Annotated in this window: 24 protein-coding genes and 1 tRNA gene; 1 reads left to right on the top strand and 24 read right to left on the bottom strand. The window is 38.5% G+C overall.

The features are described from left to right. Nucleotides 1-135 precede the first annotated feature (135 nt). The 10 genes from ccsA to H6614_11110 all read right to left on the bottom strand — a co-directional run bounded on the left by ccsA (nucleotide 136) and on the right by H6614_11110 (nucleotide 11,303). Complete coding sequence (ccsA, locus tag H6614_11155) at nucleotides 136-2,304, bottom strand: cytochrome c biogenesis protein CcsA (GenBank protein MCB9244223.1); 2,169 nt, start codon at nucleotides 2,302-2,304, stop codon at nucleotides 136-138. Between the two features lie 137 nt (nucleotides 2,305-2,441). Then, nucleotides 2,442-2,834 (bottom strand): cytochrome c maturation protein CcmE, encoded by a 393-nt coding sequence (locus H6614_11150; protein MCB9244222.1) that lies wholly within the window; start codon nucleotides 2,832-2,834, stop codon nucleotides 2,442-2,444. 33 nt (nucleotides 2,835-2,867) lie between these two features. After that, nucleotides 2,868-3,344, bottom strand: a complete 477-nt coding sequence (locus H6614_11145; protein ID MCB9244221.1) for a hypothetical protein — start codon at nucleotides 3,342-3,344, stop codon at nucleotides 2,868-2,870. A 38-nt stretch (nucleotides 3,345-3,382) separates the two neighbouring features. After that, entirely contained in the window at nucleotides 3,383-4,234 is an 852-nt protein-coding gene (locus H6614_11140; GenBank protein MCB9244220.1) for a CxxxxCH/CxxCH domain-containing protein, read from the bottom strand. Nucleotides 4,235-4,259: 25 nt separating this feature from the next. After that, nucleotides 4,260-5,525, bottom strand: a complete 1,266-nt coding sequence (locus H6614_11135; protein MCB9244219.1) for a cytochrome C — start codon at nucleotides 5,523-5,525, stop codon at nucleotides 4,260-4,262. Between the two features lie 11 nt (nucleotides 5,526-5,536). Continuing rightward, the gene (locus H6614_11130; GenBank protein ID MCB9244218.1) at nucleotides 5,537-6,835 is read right to left on the bottom strand and encodes a hypothetical protein; all 1,299 of its coding nucleotides are present in this window, start codon (nucleotides 6,833-6,835) and stop codon (nucleotides 5,537-5,539) included. 5 nt (nucleotides 6,836-6,840) lie between these two features. Then, nucleotides 6,841-7,407, bottom strand: a complete 567-nt coding sequence (locus tag H6614_11125) for a cytochrome C554 (protein MCB9244217.1) — start codon at nucleotides 7,405-7,407, stop codon at nucleotides 6,841-6,843. A gap of 17 nt (nucleotides 7,408-7,424) precedes the next feature. Further along, on the bottom strand, nucleotides 7,425-9,452 hold the full coding sequence (locus H6614_11120) for a cytochrome c3 family protein (protein MCB9244216.1): 2,028 nt from the start codon (nucleotides 9,450-9,452) through the stop codon (nucleotides 7,425-7,427). A 12-nt stretch (nucleotides 9,453-9,464) separates the two neighbouring features. Further along, nucleotides 9,465-9,899 carry a hypothetical protein gene (locus H6614_11115; protein MCB9244215.1) on the bottom strand — a complete coding sequence of 145 codons (435 nt, stop codon included), beginning with the start codon at nucleotides 9,897-9,899 and terminating at the stop codon, nucleotides 9,465-9,467. A 63-nt stretch (nucleotides 9,900-9,962) separates the two neighbouring features. Beyond that, complete coding sequence (locus H6614_11110; GenBank protein MCB9244214.1) at nucleotides 9,963-11,303, bottom strand: sigma-54-dependent Fis family transcriptional regulator; 1,341 nt, start codon at nucleotides 11,301-11,303, stop codon at nucleotides 9,963-9,965. Between the two features lie 327 nt (nucleotides 11,304-11,630). On the opposite strand from H6614_11110, the gene H6614_11105 reads away from it, so the two are divergent. Beyond that, nucleotides 11,631-13,730 carry a T9SS type A sorting domain-containing protein gene (locus H6614_11105; protein MCB9244213.1) on the top strand — a complete coding sequence of 700 codons (2,100 nt, stop codon included), beginning with the start codon at nucleotides 11,631-11,633 and terminating at the stop codon, nucleotides 13,728-13,730. A gap of 60 nt (nucleotides 13,731-13,790) precedes the next feature. Here H6614_11105 and H6614_11100 read toward each other — a convergent pair whose 3' ends face one another. The 14 genes from H6614_11100 to dnaX form a co-directional block, all read right to left on the bottom strand. Next, nucleotides 13,791-15,002, bottom strand: coding sequence for a PAS domain S-box protein (locus tag H6614_11100; GenBank protein MCB9244212.1), 1,212 nt, complete (start codon nucleotides 15,000-15,002; stop codon nucleotides 13,791-13,793). Between the two features lie 52 nt (nucleotides 15,003-15,054). Beyond that, on the bottom strand, nucleotides 15,055-16,110 hold the full coding sequence (locus tag H6614_11095; protein MCB9244211.1) for a CapA family protein: 1,056 nt from the start codon (nucleotides 16,108-16,110) through the stop codon (nucleotides 15,055-15,057). A gap of 32 nt (nucleotides 16,111-16,142) precedes the next feature. Next, a complete protein-coding gene (locus H6614_11090) occupies nucleotides 16,143-17,669 on the bottom strand; it encodes a TolC family protein (protein ID MCB9244210.1) in 1,527 nt (508 codons plus the stop codon). 150 nt (nucleotides 17,670-17,819) lie between these two features. Further along, nucleotides 17,820-18,407, bottom strand: coding sequence for a hypothetical protein (locus H6614_11085; GenBank protein MCB9244209.1), 588 nt, complete (start codon nucleotides 18,405-18,407; stop codon nucleotides 17,820-17,822). A 168-nt stretch (nucleotides 18,408-18,575) separates the two neighbouring features. After that, nucleotides 18,576-19,118, bottom strand: a complete 543-nt coding sequence (locus H6614_11080; GenBank protein ID MCB9244208.1) for a hypothetical protein — start codon at nucleotides 19,116-19,118, stop codon at nucleotides 18,576-18,578. Between the two features lie 126 nt (nucleotides 19,119-19,244). Then, entirely contained in the window at nucleotides 19,245-19,589 is a 345-nt protein-coding gene (locus H6614_11075; protein ID MCB9244207.1) for a hypothetical protein, read from the bottom strand. 62 nt (nucleotides 19,590-19,651) lie between these two features. After that, nucleotides 19,652-19,729 (bottom strand) — tRNA-Asp (locus tag H6614_11070). A gap of 115 nt (nucleotides 19,730-19,844) precedes the next feature. Then, entirely contained in the window at nucleotides 19,845-21,854 is a 2,010-nt protein-coding gene (locus tag H6614_11065) for a T9SS type A sorting domain-containing protein (protein MCB9244206.1), read from the bottom strand. A gap of 123 nt (nucleotides 21,855-21,977) precedes the next feature. Further along, nucleotides 21,978-22,355, bottom strand: a complete 378-nt coding sequence (locus H6614_11060; protein MCB9244205.1) for a VOC family protein — start codon at nucleotides 22,353-22,355, stop codon at nucleotides 21,978-21,980. Nucleotides 22,356-22,379: 24 nt separating this feature from the next. Continuing rightward, nucleotides 22,380-22,787, bottom strand: a complete 408-nt coding sequence (locus H6614_11055; GenBank protein MCB9244204.1) for a VOC family protein — start codon at nucleotides 22,785-22,787, stop codon at nucleotides 22,380-22,382. Continuing rightward, nucleotides 22,787-23,293, bottom strand: coding sequence for an HAD hydrolase family protein (locus H6614_11050; GenBank protein MCB9244203.1), 507 nt, complete (start codon nucleotides 23,291-23,293; stop codon nucleotides 22,787-22,789). The genes H6614_11055 and H6614_11050 overlap by 1 nt, the downstream gene beginning before the upstream one ends. Before the next feature lie 17 nt (nucleotides 23,294-23,310). Next, nucleotides 23,311-23,958 (bottom strand): endonuclease III, encoded by a 648-nt coding sequence (gene nth, locus H6614_11045; GenBank protein MCB9244202.1) that lies wholly within the window; start codon nucleotides 23,956-23,958, stop codon nucleotides 23,311-23,313. A gap of 2 nt (nucleotides 23,959-23,960) precedes the next feature. Continuing rightward, nucleotides 23,961-24,845 (bottom strand): agmatinase, encoded by an 885-nt coding sequence (gene speB, locus H6614_11040; protein ID MCB9244201.1) that lies wholly within the window; start codon nucleotides 24,843-24,845, stop codon nucleotides 23,961-23,963. Then, nucleotides 24,845-26,140, bottom strand: coding sequence for a DNA polymerase III subunit gamma/tau (dnaX, locus tag H6614_11035; GenBank protein MCB9244200.1), 1,296 nt, complete (start codon nucleotides 26,138-26,140; stop codon nucleotides 24,845-24,847). The genes speB and dnaX overlap by 1 nt, the downstream gene beginning before the upstream one ends. Nucleotides 26,141-26,161: the final 21 nt, after the last annotated feature.

Below are 26,161 nucleotides of genomic sequence, written 5' to 3'. Positions count from 1 at the left end.
TACAAAATTACCGAAATATCCCTCCAAAAGTAAGAGACAAAGCAATCAAATTTACTAACCTAATCCTAATTGAACAAATAAAAAGAGCGTTTAACAAAAACGCTCTTTTAACTATTATAGTTGATTATTACAAGATCAAACTGCCTTTTCAGTCTTTTTAACCTTAAGTTTTCTGTATCTGGACAGGAGCGAGAAATAAAAACCCAGTACCATAACAACCGTACCAGCCCAAACGAGATTAATAAAAGGTTTAATACTTGCTGTCAAGACAAGTGTTTCCGGAGCTTCTTCTTTAGGTTTGCTCTCGTCAACAACCGCAATATCAATTGTTGTCTCGCCGGAGACGCCCATCTTCAGCAGATAGAATGTCATATCGTCGTCGGGATTTATCTTTACAGGAATGTTTTGCATCCCTTCTGGAGAAAATTTTTGAAGCGCTTTGACCATTTGTTTGCTTCCATCCGGCATTGTCACTTCCAGATCTGCTCCCATAATATTTTCTTTTCCTTCTTCATCCAGGCTTTCGCGGTTGAATTTTGACATATCTACATCTACAAACTTTACATTCATTCCATGGATCATTTTTTCTTCACCCTTTTTCAAGGTACCCATATCCTCCATTGCAAAGTCCTGGTTCGTCTCCAAAGACATCGGCGAAAGATATAGATCTTTAACAAAGAGATTTGCAATGTCGGGATTTTTCATAACACCTTCCGAATATTCACTATAGTACATTATAGGTTGAAGCAGAAATCCTTTTCCGTCTTTTTCAACTATCACGTTAAAATGATACTTTTGCTCATCCCCCGGTATTGGTGTAGCTCCTTTATAGGTTAAATTATAACCCAAAACTTCTTTAGTACTGTTTAGCGGTAGCGAAATGTTTTCTTCCTCAGAATATCTTGCGGATCCAATTATACCCAGGAATAAAAGCATTAGACCTATGTGTGCGATGTAAGGTCCTGCTTTGATCCTATTGCGCATGAATATGCGGAAAGCCATCTCCGCATTGATAAATAGTGCAAAGAAAGCTGCGGCAGCCAATAAGGCAATCAGAAGATCTCTTACACCTACAATTACCAACGTCAAAGTTACAACACCAGTAACTATTAAAGGAATATATAAACTTTTTAAAAATTTCTTTTCCTCCGAATGCTTCCATTTAAGCAAAATACTAAATCCGTTTATGGCGGCTATTAGAATCGCCAGAGGAAGGTTAAATCTGTTATAGAACGCCGGATCAACTGTTCCTTTAAAGATCAATGGAGCGCTTGTGCCTACCGCCACTATCAAAGCAGCAGCGCTGATGGTGACAACACCTACAAAAAGCGCTGTCTCACGAGAGAATAATTCAGATTGTTTTTCTGTCTTTATGGACCTAAGGTTTTTTAATCTAAATAGTATAAGCCCAAATCCACCGCCAACGAACAATGAAAGGAATATTATAAGGAATAGGTATACCTCGTATCCCGGATCGACAAATGAATGCACTGAAGCATCACCTAAAATACCGCTCCTTGTTAAGAAGGTAGAATATAAAACTGCAGCGAATGCAAGTATACAAAGCAATAAGCTTGTCTTTTTATATTTGCCAAGCTTTTCCTCAGCAATCATAGAGTGAATACCAGCAACTATGATAAGCCATGGAACAAACGAAGAATTTTCAACAGGATCCCATGCCCAGTAGCCACCCCATCCGAGTACTCCATACGCCCAATATCCACCCAGCATTATTCCTAAACCCAACACCATGCCTGCAAAAAGTGTCCATGGCATTGCAAGTTTCATCCACTTATCGTATTTGTTTTTTATTAAAGCTGCGATTGCAAAGCTGAACGGAATCGCAAGTGAACTAAAACCCGTAAACAATATCGGCGGGTGAATTGTCATCCAGAAATTCTGGAGTAGAGGATTCAAGCCTCTTCCATCGGGAGGAACAAAGCCTATCTGCACATCATTCGGGAATGATTCCCAAACGAAGAGATAAGGGGATTTGATTATAAGAATAAATAAAAGAAATACCTGTATTAGAGCAAAAACCCCCATTACAAGGGGCTCATACTTGTTTGCCTGGTCGGCAGTGCTATCCTTATTTGTCATATACGATAATAAGAATACACCTAGTACTGCCATTAGGAATGCCCATAAATGAAAACTCCCCTCCTGCCCGGCGTAAAAGGTAGAAATAAGTAAATTAATCGGAAGGTCAGTAGAGCTATAATTCCAGACGTATGTGTATTGAAACTGGTGTGTTATTATCAGGTAAAGCAGATATGCGGCAGAAAATATGGTAAGAACCGCCATTGCATGGAACATTGTCCGTGCTATACCTAAAAATTTTGTTTTTCCCGAGGCCGAGACAAAAAAGAATAAGCATGAAATCGTTGCGGCAATGAATGCACCGTAGATCAGATAAGGACCCATATCAAAAAGTTAGTTTATTAAATTTCTGATTTTTGAACATCTTTTCCCTGCCCTTCGTATTTCGAAGGACACTTAGTTAAAACCTCCTTGGCATGAAAATATCCGTCCTTAACTTTTCCTTTGGCAACTACGCTTTCCGCCATTTCAAAATTATTAGGCTTACTTCCATCCAGCACAACTTTCATCTCAGTTCCATTCTCATCCTTCATGTAAAAAGTGAATTGGTTTGTCTCTGAATCGAACTTCGATTCTTTATCCTTTATCCAGTTACCTTTTACCTGGCAGGTTGAATGGTTTTCACTTGCCTTCTCAAAATTTGAGTATTCAATCTTGCTATCCATGAATGAGAAAAACCCTATAACAAGGAATACAATTATTATTATTGAGCCTATTAATATTTTCTTGTTCATATATTATTAAGTTAATTTATTTTTTGCTTCATTTTAGGTATTCGGTATTGGCATACCCATTGATTCATAAATATCTTCTATCTGTTTTTTATTTTCCTGCGCCTCTTTATTACTAGGATCCAACTCAAGAACCCTTCTATACCTTTTTAGTGCAGGTCTGTATTTTTTCTTTGAAGGCAGGTTTGCTTCAAACATGAGATAGTTTGCAGCAGTCAATTGCTTATTTATAGCTTCCTTCTTATCAGCATCCGATTTAGACTGCATATATTTCGCATCCGCATCATCCGCGTCTTTCATTAATTCTACTGCTTTTGAATCCCCTTCTTCGTCGGAACCCATTTCATTGTTTCCCGAATTTTGCCTTAGCCTGTTATGGATCGAATCATTTGGCATATCGGGTTCATTATTTTGAGTCTGAGGCTTCTGTTGCTCCAGCAACTCCTTTGGAACTTCCTTTTGACATGCCGTAAAGAACAATACCATTATGGGTAAGAACAAAATTTTAATCATTTTAGTCATAGTCTTAGACAAATTTTATTGTTTAATTATTAAAAATTCACCACTCCGTTTACGTGTAAAGTCTTATCGACCATCTGTCCCTGAGGATTTATCACCGATCCGTGGCAAACATAACATGAATTTATGTTCATAAACGAATAGTGCGGTGGTGTAAATACTCCATTAGGCGCCGGTGTGGGATTACCTGTAACCGGATCTCCGTGACACGTTCCACAAACTACACTGCCGGGATTTGTCCATATTCCAACGGCATCGATATTTCCTTCTTTAAAGGTTCCATGACAGTAAACACTGGAACAGGTCGCCGTAGTTCTATCCCACATTGGGTTTGGTCTTATCGGACCGCTTAATGTATCATGTGCAAGAGGACCAAAAGTTATCTCAGCTATGCCATTTGGATTGTCTCCAATGTGATTTGGATCCGAAAACCCGCTGAAAGAGTGACAATCACTGCAGTGCAAACTAGCCGAAAACTGTGGGTTATTTACGTGCGATACGTGTACCCCTACACCAATATAAGAAATTGCCGTATCTCCAAAAACACCTTTCGGAGGGTTGGAATGATCGCTGTTTCCGTGGCATAACCTGCAATTTTGAGGTCCTCCGCTGGAGGAATGGCATCCAAGACAACTCGAGCCCGAAGTTCCACCTGCGTAATCAGAACCGTGGCATGTCTTACATAAATTCAGGTTCCATTGCTTATTATCGATAATGTATGTACCATGAAAATTTGCTGATGAAGGATTTGCCCATCCATCCGGATGTACATCAATATCCGGAGCCATGGTTACACTATCATCCAGCTCACTGCATCCCTGATAAAAGATCACGGAACCAAGAGCAAAGATCAAAAAACCATATATTAGAATTATTTTTTTCATGGCTCTCTAAATAAAATTTTTAAAACTATTTTTTACCTTCCTCACCACCATGACAGTATCCGCAGAATCCTACGCCCGGTATACCATTAGGTCTGGCATTTGGATCGGTATGACATGTATAGCATACCGCACCCTGAGTATTGTGCCAGATGCCTTTTTCATCATTCATAAAACCAAAATCGTGTGTCTTTGGGTTAGTCCCTTTAATTCCGTCATTGTCAAAATGGCATTGGATACAAACCGGATCACTGCCCTGTACGTCGTGGCAAGATTGACAGGATTCTATGTCCTTCCTGGCTAGTTCGGAATGCAAACCGCCTCCCGTATTTACACCTATTGTTGTAAAATTCGGTATCTGGTGGCTGGTTGGAGTAAATCCTGTTATGAGCTCCCCTCCATCCTGGTGACACTGCACACAGAAATTTTGTACATCGTGACATGTTTTACATTCAAATGATTTCTGATTAGCATCTAGACCATGTGTAAACTTATAATTCAAAGTGTGCATTGTTGTCAGCTTTTGGAGATCAGCTCTATCGATACGTACCGCACCTTCTTTAGTATAATATGGCGCGTAAAAGTTATCTTTACTGTTATTACCATTAAAGCCAACGGGTGAGTGACATACCTGGCAGAAATTATCACTGTGACACATCATACAATTATTCTTACTGTTTGATGCATCTGTAACCGTATGTTCATTCAAAAAATTCACCTTTAGATGGTTTTGAGGCTTCAAGTTTGTAAGATTACTATGGCATGATTCACAATTATTCGAAGCCTTCTGCATATTATGACAGCTGTAGCATGTTTCCATATTGGGGAATCCTGCCGCGCTCTCTTTAGAAAACTTTACCTTATCCAGATCCTTGTGGCAATCCATACATTGCATCTTCTCATCGACAATGTGATGCTTATGTGAAAATATTAATTCGGTTTTTGGAGTTTTGAATTTTTTGTAAACTCCGTCATAGTGACACAAATTGCAATTCTTTTCATCCTTAACATCGTGACACGCGGCACAGTCATCCATAGTCGGATTAAGATTGTCCTTTGCAGATTCTGAATTGGTTGCCTTTGTATGGCAATCCTGGCATGCAATACCCGCATCCGTTACGTGAAACTTGTGGTCAAACTTGATTATCTTGCTGTTATCTGGCCTGTCATTCATGGAAACAGGCTCGACATTTGACTCAATGATCCCTGCGGGTTTTTTAACCAGGTAGGCTGTAGTACTTAGAAAAAGCACTATTCCTAAGATCAAGAACAAATATATTTTTGCAGTTTTCATTGTTCTTTCTTTTAAAGCTTAGTAAAAGCCCAATAACTAAAACCGACTAACAACCTTGTGTCGGTACTGTATATCTCATTACTCAAAAGCTGTCCCTGCAGATCAAATGACAGCTGAGGCATTGGACGATATGTCATTCCAAGCATACAGCTAAAAGCATTCAGCTTATCCGTATCATAAATATTTCCGAGTCTGTAGCGTGAGTAATTGGCAGAGGCAGATACGGAAAACCTATCATCGATTACTTTTCTCTGATAATACCCTGTGAATCCATCTGACTCACCCGCATATCCGAAATACCTTATAAATGACAATCCGAAATTCGGATGATTAAATCCTGCCTGTAGTTTAGTGGAATTATCATCCTCGTATAACACAACTCCAACTTTTGCGAATGCATTAATATTATTTTTAAAGGTGTAGTCCAGACCGCCCGATATTTCCTGGTACTTATTATGTTCGAAAACCCAGAATATACTGTTGTATGAAAAATATGGATTCCTGAATAAATACTCAGCTGATGCTCTAAAATTTTCTGGCAGTGTGATCCTAGCATTTACTTCAGCTCTGTAAACCTGATTCTGGACAGCATCATAATAAAATCTTCCGAAGAAATTATGCTGTCCCAGATAGCTATAATTTAGATCCAGACCTACCATTTGCTGTGACGGTCCGTCAAGATCAATAGTTTTTTCGTAAAGATTGTATGCGCTATCGAGGCGGAGAGCAGTATAAGATTCGGGTGTAGTTCTTTTGTTGGAATAACTTAAAGAAGCTGTTAGGTCTCTAACCCCGTAATACGTAAACTGTCCTCCAAAATGATAATTTTTATCCACTGACGGATAATCGGAAAATTCATATGAAAATGGTGTTAATGCTCCTCCGTAGAGTGTAAACTGATATTCTTTATTTTTCCCGGCTTTCAGCTTAAGATTCAAACCATCGATTGAACCTTTTCCTGTACCGGCAAAGATATATTGCCTGCCGATCTTTACGTCCAAAACATCAAAGAGGTTGGATCCTTTTATATATGCGTTGTAAAATCTATATCCAAATCCTCTTCCTGATTTATTAATTAAATCTTCCTCAGTCTGAGCTAGTGTATTAAAACTCCATTTATCCTGCTTAAACTCAAGCAAGTAGTTTTGATAACCCCTGATATGAGAGGTTTTGGCATCAGAACTGGTTGATAGTGTGTCAATCCTTTGCCAGCTATAAAAATAGTTGTTGAACCTAAAATTTAAAGATTGACCTACAGCGATATTTCCTATCACCAAAAATGCCGCCAATATTATTAATTTAGGTTTCATTTTTTTTACTCTTGTGGTTTAGGATGCTTGATCTTTGCCCACATTTCATCATAATCAAAGCTTTTAAAGGTCGGGCTTTGTGAATTATGACATCCTGTACAGAATGCTTCCCTTTCGGTATGAATAATGAGACCATTCTGCTTTGCAAGCTCTACATCCTTCATAATGTTTAATTTTTTGTACTCTGAACCCGGACCGTGACATGTCTCGCACTGAACGCCCTGTGTTTTGTCATAAGTATCCGTTAGCGGGGCGGTAGAAAGATCTATACCCAGTGTATGACATTTCACACATTCCGGAGTCTCCGCAGCAGGTGTGCTGTACCCTCTATCCTGAGCAATTTTGTCAGCTTCCGGAGTCTGTAGATTTTTAAATGCGTTTGAGTGCTTGGAATTTTGCCAGATCTCGTACTGATTTCCTTTAGAATCGCCTTTGTGGCATGTTCCGGCACATTTATCTACACCCACATACATTGGCTCATCATTCTCGGCTGAGTTGCCTTCAAAACTTGTGGCAAAAAGCAAGACTCCAAAAATTAAGACCAATACCGGTATAAAAATTTTTTTCTTCATGATGCTTATATTTTAAGTTATTCCATTTTACTTAAAAGTTTTTTCTTTTCCATCAATACTGAGCTGATCAACTCATAATTGTGAATATATATACTCGGGTAACCTTTTAATTGATTTACAATTTTCTTTGCCTCGTTTAGCTGATCTCTTTCTTCGGGTGAAAGATCGGTTTTGTCAAGCTTATTGAGAAGATCAACAATATCACTTTCGAGTTTTTTAACGTCCCCTTTCCACTCTACCATAAGCTCATCATAACCTGCGTCATGGCATTTTAGACAAACTTTATCATCAGGCTTAATTATTTTATCCTTTTGAATATGGCAATCGATACATTTAGCTCCACCCTCCTTCATAATATCAGGTTTATCCTTACCCATCCACTTTCCATCATACATGGCAACCTGGAAATTATGACATGATGCGCACTGGTTATCCTCGGTCTTATTAGCATGGTGACAATTGTTACATGACTGTTTACTTACTATCAATTCACCATGTTTATTCGCGTTCGAGTGGCATCTGTCACAGGCTATACGTTCTTTTACAATATGCTGATTATGTGAAAACTTCATTCCGAACTTATTCACACTTATCTCTTGGACACCTGAGTGGCATTTGTAACATTCATTGGGAACAAACTCGGAACTCGAAATAAACGATGGAAGCCCGGAAGAATACCCGACAGTTGTTACAGCTTTCTTCATGAGGTCATATGCACCACCCAGGAGTTTATCCGAAAACTCTATATTGTGAACACTCTTTCCGACTTCGACTATCTTAATATTATGATTTGCTTCTTCGAGCAACTTTTCGGCTTCCGCCTTTTTATCACTTTTACTTGATTTCACAATCTGAGATGCTCTACTATAAATTGAATTAATTTCACCAAGTCTTTTCTGAGCTATCACCTTCCATTGATCAACAAGTTTAGAATAGCCTTTTCCGTGACATGTTTCACAGGCTTCGCCTTTAGACTTAGAGGTTTCAATGCCCTTACTGTCAACCTGGTGGAATATATGACACCCCTTACAATTAATACCATTTAGATACATTGTACTTGGGAAATCCTTTACATTAAATCCATTCCGCCCGGTAAAAAGATTAACCTGTGAAGTATGTGAATTCGCGTGACAGGTCTGACAATCGAGTGAACTTTCCGGGGTTAGTTTTTGTATCTTATGCTCAATAGAATTATGACATGAATAACATTTTATACTTCTTTCATGTATATGCTTTTCGTGAACGAGTTTTGTATCAGGAAGTTTTTCAAGTTTTTCATTTTCAAAATGACACTGTAGACATCTTTCTTTACCAACATCTCCATCCCCGGAAGTAACGTTTGTATGACAACCTGCACACTCAACTTTATTATTCACGACCATTGTGTGATTGTAACGCATGTCTGCAAGTTGCTCCGGTGTCTTCTGGTCGAGATGGTGACACAGCTTACAATCAGAAAGCTTTGCAAAATCATGGTCAGGATTACTTGATTTTTTGAAGTGACAGCTGGCGCATGTAGCCGTAATAACCTCCATATGCACATTCTGCTCTACTTGCGAGTGACAACTCGTGCACTTGAGAGATTTACCGTCAGCCATTTTTTCTAGGTGTTTCCTGTGTGAAAACTCAACGCCGTGAAACTCATAAAGTGAATCGCGCATTGCATCCATGTTGTGACAGCCTGATCTTGCACAGGTATTATCTGATATCTCCGCCCATGGTTTCCTTTTTTTATAAGCTAGCGAAACGTAGTTTACGATCTGTACCAGCCCGTTAAGCTTACCTTTTATTGTACCTGCCATGCCGGGTTCAAAATGGCATTCAACACACTCCACTTTATTGTGCGCGCTAACTTTCCAGCTTTGGTGGAAGGTTTCCATATAGTGACAGGTGGGACAAAATGACGGACGGGATGTATATTCTGCTGATATCCCGACTAGTATTACAAAACTGAGAATATAAATACCGGTAAAGAGAAGAAACCTTTTGAATCCCCTTACTTTCTTAAAAAACCTTTTTTCCTTTATTTTTTTCTCTTCGCCCATTATTTAAATAAATTAAGAATGTGCTAGTGAAACTCTGACCTCTTCCAGTAATTCTCTAAGTTCGCTCAGTTTAAAAGGCTCAGACATATATTTTACATTCTTAAACTCGTCGCATTCATATTCTCCTTCAAAAGATGGGAGACATATAACATGGACCGGACCATACTTTTCAAGAACTTGTGTTTTAAAACACTCACTTAATCCCTTATCAATGATAATACAATCTAACTTTTCTCCTGCGCTTCCAAAAGGATCTTTAATCATTTTCTCCCCATGTGTGCATGTTATAATGAAGCTTTCATCAAGGGTTTTCACGATCAATGAACAAATTTCCTTCTCGTCACTTAAAATATGGACCCTGACATGCTCCATTTTCGCCATTAAGTTCTCTTTTACTCTAGCAATTAACAAGCCATAAAATATATGTAAATTAAGCTGTTTTTGCATAAAAATAGAACGTAGTGTAGAATATTTCCCCATAAGGCTCATTCTATATGAGTAATAAATGGTTTATTGCTTAATATTGTAAAGCCGAATCTTATTGTAAAGTGTTTTTCTGTCTATTCCTAATATATTCGCTGCCTGGAGTTTATTCCAGCCATTTTCTTCAAGCACTTTTTGTATATAGTTTTTTTCCAGATCTTTCAATTCCATATTAAGATCAATATTAAATTCATCCTCATTCTCAGTACCTGTTTTAAGAAACTTAAAATTCTTTTCATCCAGAACTTCGGAATTACTTATAATTGCCGCACGCTCAAGGGTATTTTTTAATTCCCTTACATTACCTTTCCACGGATAACCTACCAGGACCTCTACGGCGGAAGGTGTTATCGAAAAGTTTCTACCAGTTTCATTGCTAAATTCGCCGAGAAAGTGGGTAGCAAGCAATGGGATATCCTGTTTTCTTTCCTTAAGTTCCGGTAGTTTAATCGTAACTGTTGAAATACGGTAATATAGATCTTCCCTGAACTTCTTTTCCTCTATTAGTTTTTTTATATTCTGATTGGTAGCCGAGATAAGCCTTACATCCGTTCGCCTGATCCTGTCGCTTCCAAGAGGCTTGATTTCCCAGGTTTCTATGACTCTCAATAACTTTGACTGTAGATTAAAAGGCATTTCTGCAATTTCGTCCAATAAAAGTGTCCCGCCGTGAGCTAGCTCAAATACACCCTTTTGCCTTTCGGTTGCTCCTGTAAAGGCACCCCTGGCATGACCAAAGAGTTCGCTCTCCATGAGTGCATCCGGAATCGCCGAACAGTTAATTGCTATGAATGGACCTGACCTGCGAGAGCTCCTTCTATGTATAGCGCGCGCAACAAGTTCCTTTCCTGTGCCGCTTTGCCCCTCTATCAGAACGTTGGTATCTGCCTTACTAACGCTATCGATCATCTCATAAACTTTTTGCATCTTTTTACTCACCCCTATAATTGTATTGTCGAACCTGTCTGTTTCCGTGTAATCATGTTTTAGCCTATATCTAAGCTTTACCTTTTCAACAGCTCTATCAACCTTCTTTGTAAACTCATCAATATTAAACGGTTTACTTATATAATCATAAGCACCAATTTTCATCGATTCAACTGCCGAATCAACTGACCCATAACCGGTGATCATAATAAATAATGTTTCCGGATCCTTTACTTTGAGTAATTCCAATCCATCAACATCCGGTATCTGAAGATCTGAAATGATTATATCGAAATCCCCATCGATGATCTTTTCTTTTGCGCTAAAACCATTATTTTCGACAACAGGTGTAAAGCCCTTTTTTTCCAGAATCTTCCCCAGCAAAACTGTGAAATTAACCTCATCATCTACAACCAATATTTTTATATCACTATTATCCATGATTTACTATAACCGGTTCTTTTTACTTAAAATTAACTAAAATTGATATTTTGGCAAAGGACTGTAGTCACAGTGAAATATGATTTTACTCACAAAAATTACCAAATTTTCAACACTTTTAAGCTCCCACTGTGTTAATTATCCACAGTTCATAATAAAACATCTTAATTCTGACTAATAAATGCCCCTCTTTTTGGCATATAATTTGTCCTTTATATAGTGTTTATGATTGAAAGGTGGATATTAAAAATGACTAAATCGAATCATAAAATAAAAAGTTTAAAAAAGAAAAATTCTACAATATCATCTATAACAGAGGATAGCACCATGAAACATTTTAACATCTTCATTATTCTAATTATACTCTGTGCTAACGCAGTATTCGGGGCGCCAAGGGTCAAATTAGTTTCTGAGTACATTACCCCCAATGATTATGCTTCCAATTCTGCGTTTACTTCAGATTCAACAGTTGCAAGCGGGCTCTACACCGTAGCAAAAGGTACATATGTTTACCTTCGTGCATGGAATTTTGGTGATGGAACTGCGATAACATCTGCAAACTGGTCCTTCGTTCAAAAACCTACAGGATCAAATGCAACATTAAACGGGATTACAGGGCTGGATACATGGCAGAAATTCAAAGCCGACTCTTCAGGAACGTATGAAATAATGGTTTCGGTTACAACCTCCAGCGGTACTCATGACACAACCGCAAAGATATACGCTTCAACATATGTAGGCGTTGGCGGTTTTGACGGAGTAGCTGCACAATTTCCAAACTGTATGTCATGCCATGGAAACACTCCAAAGTTCCAGGATATTTTTAATAGATGGAAAACCACAAAACATGCAAATTCCTTTAAGGACAACATAACAAGCGGTTCTTCATCTTACGGAACTGAATCATTTAGACTACATACACTTGGTTATGATCATTTCATGTTTGCCAATAATGACGGCTTTGACGACAGGGCATCTCAATTAGGCTGGGACTGGAATAACTATCCACATCCAGGCGCTGGTAATTGGGATACAATTAAAACACACTTCTCATCACTCGTTGCTTTCGCTAACGTAGGTTGTGAAAGTTGTCACGGTCCGGGAAGTCAGCACGTTTTCAATGGCGGTGATACCAACAGGATCCAGAGGGATCTAAACGGTGGTGTATGCGGTAAATGTCACGATTCATCTCCACAGACACCAGAATTTGACCAATGGAAAAATGCACTTCACTCCAATACAGTGTGGACAAGTTCATTCGCACAAACTAATAACGGTTCAAATAATCTTGATAACTGTATAAGATGTCACGACGGAAAAGGCTATGTAAATTATACAAAGGGGATCGGAACCAACACAAACGGCTTTACTCAAGCTGATCAGGACATGATAGCATGTGCCACATGCCATGATCCTCACGGGAATAATAATCCCTACGGGTTAAGGAACCGCCCTTCTGGTGATGATACTCTCGCAAACGGATTCCATTACACCAATGTAGGTAATGGCGCAGTTTGTATGGACTGTCACAAAGCAAGGAAAGACAACAGGACTTATGTCTTGACACAGGTAACAAACAGCAGGTGGGGCCCGCACCACTCAACACAATCTGACCTATTCCAGGCACAAAATTTTGCTGAGTTTGGTTCGACGTTGCAGACCACCCGTCACAAAGACTTTCTGCCGAATGCTTGTGTTACCTGCCACATGGCACCTACTGATACAAGCGCTGCGAACAAAAATAAGGTCGGAGGTCACGCATTACTCCTGCATAATGAGGATACCGATTACGATCACCTAAAGGCATGCGAAAACTGTCACTTTGGCAAAACAAGATTCGACCAATTCATTGCACCGGTTGACTATGACGGCGATAGCCAGATAGAACCCTGGATGGATGAAGTTGATGGCTGTCTCACTAACCTGAGAACTACTTTACCTCCTGAAGGTGTAGACTCGGTCGCATGGCAGTTGATCCAAGCGGATTCAAGCAATGTAACATTAAGGAAAGCATACTTTAACTACTTGATGATCACAGAAGATGGTAGTCATGGCATGCACAATCCAAAATTTGCCGTCGATATACTTATCCAATCAAAGAATGCTTTACTTGGAGTAGGTGTAACTACTAATACAAATGAAGTACCTGCAACATACGATCTGTCACAGAATTATCCTAATCCGTTCAATCCATCAACGAGATTTACATTCTCATTACCAAAAGGATCGAATGTAAGCATTGTGGTCTTTGACGTTACAGGAAGACAGATTGCAACCTTAGTAAATTCTAAATTTGAAGCAGGTAAATATTCAGTTGATTGGAATGGAACAGATAACGGTGGAGCTCTTGTGAGCAGTGGAGTATACTTCTACAGAATAGTTGCAGGAGACTTTGTACAGACAAGAAAAATGGCACTTATTAAATAATAAGTTTCCTTCTAAAAATCTCTTTTAAAACCCCTGAGTCCTTCAGGGGTTTTTTTATTCCTAGTTTAAAGGTAATTGTATTGTAAAGGAGGTTTCTTTGCCGGGCTCCGAGTTTACACTAATAGAACCACCGTGTTCACCAACAATACGTTTTGCAATTGGCAATCCCAGGCCCGTCCCCTTTCCGTATCCTTTTGAGGAATAGAAGGGTTTAAAAATTTTCTCAAGATTTTCCTTGGAGATACCAGGTCCATTATCTTTCACGATCACTTTTAGATTTTCTCCGTTCCGTTTTGTAGTAATATCTACCGTACCATGGTCATTAAAACTTTGAATGGAATTAATTACAAGATTGGTAATAACCTCTTCCATTTGGATCCTGTCAGCTATTATCTCCGGTAGATCTTCTGCAAGATCCTTATTTATCACGATTTCCTTGTCGCCAACGGAAAATTTCGACTTCTGCACAACGTCTTCTATTACCTTATTGAGGTTAACATTGTTTTTCTCAACTTGCAATGGGCGGGAAAAATTCAATAAACTTCGAAGCGATTTTGTTATTCGCCCGGCTTCCTCGGCAATTGTCTTTAGTTCATCGTATTCCGCATCGGTTTCATCCTTTTCAAGGAGCAAATAATCCGCATTGCCTGATATTATATTTAGTGGATTAGCAAGGCTGTGGGCTATGCTTGATACAACTTCCCCGATAAGCGCAAGATTTTCTTTTTCACTAAGCTCTCTCTGAAGCTTTTTTAGCCTGGTAATATCTCTTAAAATACCCACCGAGCCCATTGGCTTCCTATCATTAAATATAGAAAACCTTGTAATGCTAACGTTTATCAGTTCGCCGGATTTAGTAATCCTTTCCGATTCGTGATTTGCGAGAAAACCTTTTTCCTTTACCTCATTTATTAGAAATTCCCTTTCACCTTGTTCAAGCAGGTAATCGGGTATAAGGAAGTAAAAATCTTTTCCAATTACTTCATCTTTTGTATAGCCAAATAACTTTTCCGCTCCCTTATTCCAGAGGAATATCTTAAAATCGTTATCAATTCCTATTATTGCATCGATCGAATTTAATATTATATCGGAGAAGAATTTTTCATGCGCTGATTTGCCTTCCTTTAACATGTCTATCATAGAGTAAAGACAAGTATCTATAGTAGTAAGGATATAACCTATAGTGGCATTATCAAGCTTTGTTTTTTCAGCTATTTTACTTCTTAATATTTCTTTTTGGCGGTTTAGTTCCGCGATTACCATTTGTTCCATTTATAAAAATAACTTAAAGAAAGCGAAATTTCTACGGATTGAATTATATCTTTTATCTTAATGTAAGTAAACCAAAGTCTTCTAAGGATAGTTTCCTTATTAATTTCTCTGCTTTATTCTCTCCATCCAAAACCGGGATTCCTCCTTTTATTTGCTTTATCGATATGATCTGAAAATCCTTGCATTCTCCTTTCCTATTAACAGAAATCTTCAATATTGGAGCAATTCCCAATACACCACTCAACCCAAACTTCTTGTATGTACAAAAATTTCCCAGGGAGTATGCTATTAACCTGCCCTTGTACAACTCCATTCCTCTTGGTACGTGCGGACCATGTCCTAATACAATGTCGGCACCCGCATCTACAACTATATGAGCAAAATCATATACATTCCCGCGATCTTCACCCAAAAATATCTCACGTCTACGGGTAACATGAGTTGCCCCTGCTCCCTCAGCCCCTCCATGAAATGAGACAATAATAATATCGCATTTCTGTTTAAGCTCTGATAATATCTTTTTTGCATTTTCCAGATCATTAAGTGAAACTGTCCCATTGTTTGGAGCAAATGCCGCCAAACCAAACTTAACTCCCTTACTTTCAAAAATAGTGTACGGATACGACAGCGAACCGGCATATTTGAGTTTGTACCGGTCGAGAGTGTTTACCGTTGATTCTCTCCCTTTTGTCCCCATGTCTCCGCTATGATTATTCGCAATGCTGAGTACATCAAATCCTGCATCCTTTAAATAACCCGCGTAATGTTCTGGCATCCTGAATGAAACACAATTCTTACTCTCCCCGCAATCTTTTGGTGTTCCCCCGGCATTTAGCAATGTCCCTTCAAGATTACCAAAGGTTACATCTGCAGAGGAGAGAACTTCCTTCACTCCGTCCAACATATATTTTCCGTCATTGGGTGGTAGAGATAATCTGTCAGGATAGTTCGTTCCCATCATTATGTCACCGACGCCTATAACCGTGTAAAATGTATCAACATTTACAGTTTTCTTTGTTTCGATAATTGGGGTGGTGTTTTCACTTACTCCCTTATTATTGTCAAATAAAATCGATCCTGCCCAAATAACGGCAATAACTACCAACATTACTATAATAAATTTTTTGTAAGACAAGCCCGTTACTTAAAATTATTTAAAGTATTCAGATCGATAAAATTCGCTTCACCTTTAGAGTTAATCAAAATCCCTAATTCATGTCTCAGCTTTACTATCGATAGAGACAGATTTTGCATAGCCTTTACATTTGATAACCTTGAGGCAAGCATGTTCCTCTCGACATAATCAACATTAATGGAATTAGAAAGTCCTTTAGCCATTTTTTCCTTTTCTTCTTCGAGAGACTTAGCGTTATATAAAACAATCCGTTCAGTTTCTAAGAAATTAAGGTAATTAGTCTGGAACTGCTTGATCTGTGTAGATACTGAAGTCCGGATCTGTCTTCGTAGTTCGACACTTGCAATTTTATTTTGAATATACTGTGCTGAAGCGGTCATTAGATTTCCCTTTGCAGTATTATTGCCAAAAGGTAATTTATAAGATAGAGTCGCTCCTAAATTCAAGCCAGCAACATTTTTGTAGAAAGGTCTAAAAAAATCACCAAACTTTTCTCCCTCCGTTGCTCCTGAATAACCTGCATTTAAAGTTAGATCCAATTCCGATAGGGTTCCGTTTTCAGCTTGTTTCACGAGATAATCTGAAGCGGTGATCATATCAAGACTCGCAAGATAATCCTGTCTGTGCTCGAGGGCAATGTCTATTATCTTGTTTACTGGCAACGACATAATAAATGCGCTGTCCGGGACCAATAACTCTTCAAATAAAAATTGCGTCTCAGGCACCGGTATCTCCTCGATCTTTTCAAAGTCTATCCCCATTGCAATTCCGAGAGTCTGCCGTGTTGTGTAAATATCATGGTCGGCATTTGTCAGGTCTATCTTTTTTTGCGAGATAGTAGCCTGTAATGTAGTCAGGTCAGTATACTTTGTACTATCCTCGGCATTAAGTAGTCTGCTGTTCTCGTAAAATTCTTCTGCCTCATCCACAGACCTCTGTATTATATCGCGGCTCTTTATTGCGCCCAGGTAATTCCAGTAAGATTGTATTGAATTCAATACCTGTTGTGATATCGTAAATAAAAAGTTCTTCCTCTCGGCTTCTAGATTAAGTTTAGCTGAGAGTTCTTCACCCGATGTTCCATTTCCTAATCCTTTAAGCAGAGGTAATTCAAATTGAAGCGAGACGGAAGCTACGTTTTGCGGGATACTATAATCAAGAGTATCTATAGATTTTGTCATTTCCAGCAGTAAGCTCAGATTTCCTCCCCACGAAAATGGTTTGGTGAGTCCTACACTATAGGTTGAGGTTCCCTGTATGGGATTCTCGAGTTCATAATCGGAATATGTTGGTGAATAGAAACTGGAATAACCCAGGTTTATCCCGAGTACGGGGTCGAATGATCCGTAAGTCGTCAAATAATTACCCCTGGCGGTTACTACGTCCAGCTCTTTTATCTTTATGGTTGGATTTTGAGAAAGTGTAGTCTCTATCACATGGCGCAGACTTATCGCCCCATGCAAAGTATCCTGACTGTAACCATTGCTGGACATAATAAATAGAACTACAATTAAAAGGTACTTGATCTTCATGTGGGAGGTTTGATTTACAAAATAAAACAAAAATAAACCAAAGTTTAAATTGAATTAGGATTCAATGAATGAACTCCAGTAAAGGAAGCTTATTTAACTAAAAGAAAAAGGCACTCCGGAAGGAGTGCCTCTTGATTTTATTGCAAATATTTATGTTAAATGCTTTATAAAAACTTTTACTATTTCGTCACCTTCAAAATAAAATAAGAAGTTTAAACTATATTGCCCATATAAAGCAGCCTTTTTATAGTCATAAAATCCCATATAAGGAAATATGGATACTAATAATTTATTTTTATTCGGAATAGTAAAAAAAACCAATAAATCTGTGCCATCGTTGGGTCTATTAAATTCAAATAACGATGAGTCACATTTTACGATATTTAATTTTCTACCCTGACTATGCCATATGCTATCCTTCAGCCTTGCTTTTTCTTCAGAATTTAATTCCCCATATTCATATTCCACTATTTCTTCACTGAAAAAAATCGGTTTAGAATCTAATATTTCGTTAGATATTGAAACATTAAATATATATGAGGAATCCCAATAATACATTTTAAACGTTTCATTAAGGTTAGGGTAGTTTTTAATAAATTCAAATGCTTTGGAAAACTTTAAGATATCTTCACTTGATAATGAATCCTCGTTTAGTGGATAAAAATTTAAAGGTTCACTTTTCAAGGCACAACTTCCCCCAACAAATAAAACAACAACTATAAGTAATCTTATCTTCATGCGGAAGGTTTGACTTGCAAAATAAAACAAAAATAAACCAAAATTTAAATTGAATTAGGATTCAAGGAATGGACTTAACTTAAAGGACTTCCAGTCGAAGGAAGGGGTATTCATTAAAAGAAAAAGGCACTCCGGAAAGGAGTGCCTTTAAGATGTTCATTTCAATAATTAGTTGGCTGTTCCTTTTATATAGCACACATTTTTCACTTCTTCATCCTCGAATTCGAACAATATCCTAACATAATTACCCATGAATGACAAATCTTTATATTCTTTGGGATATTCGTGTCCAATAATTCTATCACCTTGTACAATATAAATAGGAGATCTTGGTATCCACCAAATTTCACCAATAAATTTGTTGCCAAAAACTTTTGTAAAGAAGAGCATAGCATTACAGGAATCTCTATCCTTATTTAATTCCTTAACTAGGTCAGTCTTTTCAGTCCACTTGGGAAATGCTAAACCTAAATTTTCGCAATCAGAATTCAAAATCGTTGCAGAATCATCAACATACTTTAAGATTTCATCTGATACACAAAGAAATAATTTGTAATCTTTATCATCAGGGTGAAAATAAAAACTGTCAACTAAACCTGTGGACTCCAAATATACAAGAGCCGTTTTGTATTTCTCTATATCAATATGATCATTACCAACTGAACTCACATGAAAAAAATTACATATTATAAAGATTCCGAGTAAAAGCATCTGTATCACCTATTCAAAATTCTTTTAAGGATTTACTTAATGTATTCACTTGTAAAAATAAAACAAAAATAAACCTAAGTTTAAATTGAATTAGGATTCGTGACATCCTACCCGCTAAAACCGGACTTATAGTTCTAAAAAGGCTGAATCCTCTAAGTCATCAAACCCGTCATTTAGCCTTGCCTGAACCTCCTTATTAAAATCCTCATCGAAACTTTTCAAAAACTGCTTCAAATTATATATATCACCTTTTTTATTCAAAATATATGGGCGATCTGATTGCGCAAATGTAAAAAAAGGTCTTTTTAGTGAAATAGTCTGCTTATTCACGGTTATAACAGATTCTATTGAAACTATGTATTCTCCTTCAGCAATAAAGCTATGACAATATCTAACATTACGTAGGGCACCAAAATAATTTTCTTCGCTTTTTTTCCAATTAGATAACAAATGTAATAACTCTTGATCCATTTTATTCTCCTGTATTTATTGATTAAAAAAGCCACCTAGATAATCTAAGTGGCTTATTTTATTGGCGGAACCGACGGGACTCGAACCCGCGACCTCCTGAGTGACAGTCAGGCGTTCTAACCAAACTGAACTACGGCTCCATGTAACTATCTATAATATTAAGAACTTTTAATACCCTATTTAATAGGAAACAACAATTTACACCTATTTTTTAATATTTGCAATTCAATTATAACACCAACCTCACACTATAATCTATTTGATCAGCATCATCTTTTTTGTCGCCGTAAAATCACCGGCAATAATTCTGTAATAATATACCCCGGATGCAAACCTAGAAGCATCAAAATTAACCGCATAACTTCCCGGCTCCTTTATTTCATTAACTAGTGTAGCCATCTCATTCCCTAAGACATCGAATACCTTTATCTTCACTTGAGACCTGTTCGGAATATCATAGCTTATTTTAGTAACCGGGTTGAACGGGTTAGGATAATTTTGAGAAAGGTCGAATTTTACCGGTACTGAATTATTCTCTATTCCCAGGATCGTTGAACCCTGCTTCAACACAATATTGCTGTTCGGATCGAATTGCAATGATACAGGCTGTCTGTCAAAATTTAATGCGAAAGTCTGGTTATTTATATCATTCATGACTCTGATCGTAGTATCGCCGCCGCCGCTGAAATTTATCTTTAACTCTAACGGCATTTGGAAGAATGCAGGATTTGACTGCGTCTGCTTAGCTGTAAATTTAACCTGCCAGTTGCTACCACCTATATTCTGGAAATTATATGTGTTCGCATATACCGGATGATTTGGTTCGTATATCCACTCATTAAAGAACCAATCCAGATTTTGCCCTGTTACTGTATTTACTTTGGTAATAAAATCGGCGGTTACAGTATTCTTAAATTTAAAGTTTACCGTATCGGTAGCATATGATTTTATCGCATTAAAGAACATTGTGTCACCCAGCACATATCTTAGCATATGCAGTACGCAGGACCCTTTGTTATATGTTATTGCCCCGTTGAATAAGACACTTGTCGGCGGAGTATTTATCGCCCAATCAGGATTATATATCGGCCAGCCGGGATTACTTAAAATATAAGAAGATGCATCCCCATCTATTGAACTCTTATAAGAAGAATACCCGCCGGTATACTCTTTCCATATGGCTTCACAATAAGTAGCGAATCCCTCATTCATCCATATGTCAGCCCATGTTCCTGGCGAGATCATATCGCCAAACCATTGGTGCCCGAACTCGTGTGCAACTACGTTTTCCGACCAGTAGTTTGGAGCCAGTATTGTCAGAGTTTGGTTTTCCATTCCGCCCCATGTAAACTGGTTGTTGGCAGTCGCAAAACCATTCTTCTCAAATGGGTGCAACCCAAATTTCTGAGAAAAGTAAGTCATCATTGGTACGATCTTAGCCTCTATATTATGGAGATTGGAAGAGTTTTCACCCGTATTCCAATAAAATCTGATCGGTATAGTATCGTTTGTATTATCTGGGTTAACCCATTTTACGATGTCCAGATTATAGCCTACTTTACCTATCATTGTAACCAGGTAGGGGGCTATAGGATCTCTGCTCACCCAGTGAAATATAGTTGTATCACCGGAACGCGTAGAATCTGCAAGCCTTCCGTTAGAACCAAGTAATACCGTCGAAGGCACTTTTGCTGTCAGATCAGTTGTTGCTTTATCGGAAGGTTTATCCCAACAAGGATACCATTTTCTTGCTCCTTCCGGTTCACAGTCTGTAAAGACCATCCCACTTGAGGCGTAGAACGCTCCATCGGAAACGTTGTTGTGTCTATAATATATCTTAACTGTTGTTACTTCCCCGGGATTATATACTCTATCCAGAGTGATCGTAAGCAGGTCGGTAGTATGGCTAAATGCTAGACTCGTACTTCCGAGCTTAACCGAATCTATTATCATCGAAGCACTAACAGCATTTAGCTTGATCGTATTTAATGATGAATCGATCCTGAATGTGACCTCATTACTACCCTGATACGATTTTGGATATGGCGAAATGAAGCACTGATACAGATTAAGATTTAGTTTGTAATCTAGAACGTCGAATGTATGTATTGGGGTGTTAGGTGAATCGCCCTGTATTACCGGGGCAAAGTTACTATGTGATTTTTTTTCTGAGCACACTTGCCAGCCCGGAAGGTCCTGGCTTTGCGCAAATAAGTTATTGCTTAGCACGAACAGCAATGCTAGAGGCAGTATAAAATTTTTCATGGCGGCACTTCCTTATTTTTAGTGTTATCCACTCCCATAACCATAAAATCCTATAATTAATTCTCTAAATCAGTACAGAAATTCAGTAACCGCCTGCTATCTTTCAAAGAACTCTTTCGTTGGCTATACTTTTGATTGATATAATGCTATTCTGTTCCCCTCTGTATCTTCAAATTCTGCAACAAATCCAATTCCATTGTCAGTTTTAGGATATAGAATTTGTCCGCCGTTTGAGGTTGCCGATTTCAAAGATTCATCGATGTTTTCTGTCTTGAAATAGATCACTACTCCGTCCTTTGTTGGCTTGTAAATTTCACCTTTTGCCAATGCACCTGAAATGCCTGAATTTTCATGAGCAAATGGGAACAATGCCATTTCATTATTATCAATGGTTTCCTTGACAAAGTCAAAGCTGAATACTGTTTTATAAAATTTCATTGCTCTTTCAATATCGTGAACCGGGATTTCGAAATAAATGACAGGATTCGATTTCTTTGCCATACATTTTAGTTTATAATAACCGCCTTATCCTTCAAAGAATTCTTTCGTTGGCTCCCAGAGTTCTATCTGGTTTCCTTCAGGATCTTTAATGCGTGTGAATTTGCCTTCCGGATGCTCCTGTATCTCGTTCACTTCTACACCATTTTCCTGGAGATAAGCCGCAAAGTCATCCAGATTATCTACCCTGTAATTAACACAGAATGAAGGATTTGTCCTGTCTATCTCATTATCGGTCTTAAGGATCGACCATGAAATGCTGGCGTAACCGTTTGGATCGTCTTTATCTTCATACCTGTACTCACAGTAGATCACACCATATGGTTCGCCTGCTGAGGTATCTATACCAAAATGTTTTGTGTACCACTCACCTAACTTCTTCGGGTCGTTTGAATAAATAAAAATTCCCCCAAGCCCTCTGATTTTGTTTGACATTATATTAGATTTTGTTCTTTTAAAATAACATCTATGAATTCCCTTACTGCGCCGTAGCCACCCCTCTGCTTACAGACATAATTAACGTGCTTTTTGACTTCCTCAACTGCGCTCTCCGGACAAGCGGAAAAACCAACCTCTCTGAGTAAGGGCAGATCGAATTCATCGTCACCGATATATGCGAACTCTTCGTTCGTATATCCATATTTATCCTTTAACTCCTCGAACGGAACGAGCTTGTCGGGAATGTTTTCATATAAGTGATGAATTCCTAATTTATCGGAGCGCATTTTATTTACCGGTGAACTCCTTCCGCTTATTATAGAGAACTTCATCCCCACTTCTATACCCCTTGCAATTCCAAATCCATCATGTGTATGGAATACCTTTGCATCTCTGATGTGATTTCCGTCTCCATCACTCATATATATCAGATGTCCGGTTGTAAGACATCCATCGAGATCCATTAATATCATCTTTATCTTGGTTAGGTCAGGTAGTGCCACTTTTTATTTATTTTGATTTATACTTTAAATGCAGATGGACAAATGTCGTTCAAAAAACAATGTTCACAATCAGGTTTTCTCGCCGTGCATATTTGCCTGCCGTGGTCACCTATCCTCATAGAAAAGCCAAACTGATCATTCGGCGGAATTATACCGCTCAGCTCCTGCTCTATCTTATCCGGCTTATCCGAATCGACCAGTCCCAACCTTAATGATACCCTCTTTAAATGTGTATCGACTATTATCACATCCTTTTTACCGAAGCAGTTACCAAGCACCACATTAGCCGTCTTCCTTCCCACTCCCTTAAGCTTTGTGAGCTCATCCATCGAATCCGGAACCTTTCCTTTGTAGTTATCAACCAGGTCCTGGCATAATGAAATAACAGCTTTTGCCTTATTATTGTAGAAATTGATCGATTTTATATTATCCCTGAATTTCTCGAAACCATCTTTTAATATATCCTGGGGTTTTTTGTATTTAGACTTGTAAAGAGGTCCCATTACTTTATTTACTCCTACATCTGTCATTTGCGCCGCCAGCACAGTAGATATGAGAAGCTCGAATGCGTTATTATGGTCGAGATGGGTCTTTGAATCCGGGTAATGCTTCGCCAGGCGCTTTACGACTTCCTTAGCATATTTTTTTAATTCGGCTTCGGTCACTGTTATCTTATAAAATAGTTAAGCATCTTGTAAATAAGCTTTGCGGTGAGAAAATCCGGGAATGAAAAATCTTTTCTCGGTGAAAGCTCCACAACGTCAAACCCTACCACGCGCCGCGAGCCGCCAAGCAAACGGAATAGCTTCATCGTTTCCTCCCAGTAAAATCCCATCGGCTCCGGGGTGCCTGTAGAAGGCATGACCGACGGATCCAGGTAATCCACGTCGAATGTAATGTATACATTTTTCTTTAAGGTGCTGATAACGACCTTTTGCCAGTCATTTCCATACTTGCCGTCTCTTATCTCGTAAGCATAAAATGTCTTAATCTTTTTCTTTTTTATAAAATCGTACTCTTCCTTGCATTGGGCTCTTATTCCTACCTGTGTAATATCTGTAGTGAATTCCGATACCCTTGCCGCAAAGCTCGCGTGTGAATACTTACTACCCTCATACTTATCCCTTAGGTCGGAATGAGCGTCAAAATGCAATATGGAAAGATCTTCATATGAATCGAAATGCGCTTGTATGGGTGCAGTCGAAATAGAATGCTCACCACCTAACGTGACGACAAACTTTCCGTCGTCTATCAAATTCTTCACTTGCTTGTATATTACTCCCAATGCTTTCATCCCTTTCTTATCGCCAAACACCATTGGTTTTAAAGTAGCAATCCCCTTTTCAAAGGCAAATTCCCTGTTCAGTTCCTCATCAAAAAATTCCACGTAATGAGATGCTTTTATGATTGCCTCAGGACCTTTCGCCGTACCTTTGCCGTATGATGTCGTTGCTTCGTAGGGTGCGGAAGCGATTGCAACTGCGGAGTCTTTATAGTTAGAATATTTATCTTCTATTGCAAGAAAATTCTTCTTTATGCCAAGCGTCTTCATTAGTTATTATTATGTTTTTCCACGTCAAATAACTCTTTCAATTTTTTTACTACTTCACTCTCCTTTGCTGGATCTTGTTTTTCTTCGATTATAGGGGTTTCGGCAGGAGGATCAGGTTCCGTGTAGGAGGTTTCGTTACTTCCTAGTTTAGTTTTTTTTTTGAGAGCGTCTATCTCTGAGATCAATTTCGATATATCGACGACTTCCTTATTCAAATCGCACAGCTCAACGATCAGAGCCTCGAAGAGTATCTTCTGGTTAGAGGAATATCTTATCCTGCTTTCTGCATCGAACATCACCTTTAATATCCTTAGTACCTGGTCTCTTGTAAAATTTTTTGCCTGCTCCTCATATTGTTTCTTCGTTTGGTCAGACTCATCCAGCAAGTCCGGGTTTTCAGCAGTCTTTAGTATAAGCAGGTTTCTGAAATGCTCAGTAATCCCGTTATAGACAGTATGAAGGTCCATCCCTTTCGCAGATAGCTCATTGAGGTAATTCAATATTCCTTTTGTATCACCATCTTTTATAAAATCGGCTATCTTAAAATAGACTTCCTTATCCGGAAGATTTAGAAATGCCTTCAGCTCTTCGAATTTGATTTCGTTCCCGCAATATGAGACTGCCATGTCAAAGATTCCTTGCGCATCTCTTAACGCTCCATATCCAAGTTTTGAGATAAGGAACAAAGATTCATCGTCTATTTTTATGCCTTCTTGTTTTGCAATTGAACGAAGGTTTTCCGATATCTCGTCCACCTTTATCATCTGCAGTGAAAACCTCTGACACCTGCTTACGATCGTTTGGGGTATCTTCTCCGGGTTTGTTGTAGCAAGAATAAAAATAAGATAAGGAGGTGGCTCTTCCAGAATTTTCAGAAGCGCGTTAAACGCCTGCGTTGTCAGCATGTGCACCTCATCGATGATAAAAAACTTATACTTAGCTTTCATCGGGAATATCTTCGCCGCATCCTGTATCGCGCGGACGTCGTCGATTCCCCTGTTCGATGCGGCATCGAGCTCCAGTATATCGGGATGAACTCCCTTCTTTATCTCGATACAATTTTCACATGTGTCGTCCGGTTCACCGTCTTTGGGGTTGAGACAGTTCAGTGCCTTTGCAAATATCCGCGCTATGGTTGTTTTCCCCACTCCCCTCGGCCCGCTCAATAAATATGCGTGTGCTATCTTATTGGACTTAATAGCATTCTTTAGTGTTTTGGTAACAAACTCCTGGGAGGTTACCTCGCTGAATTTTTGGGGTCTGAACTTTCGTGCAGATACTTGGTATTCCGACATCTGAAATTTAAGATTGAATAT

The sequence above is a fragment of the Ignavibacteriales bacterium genome, assembly GCA_020635255.1.
GTDB lineage: Bacteria > Bacteroidota > Ignavibacteria > Tepidaquicellales > Tepidaquicellaceae > JAEYVS01.
This window is presented reverse-complemented; position numbering and strand designations above follow the sequence as displayed.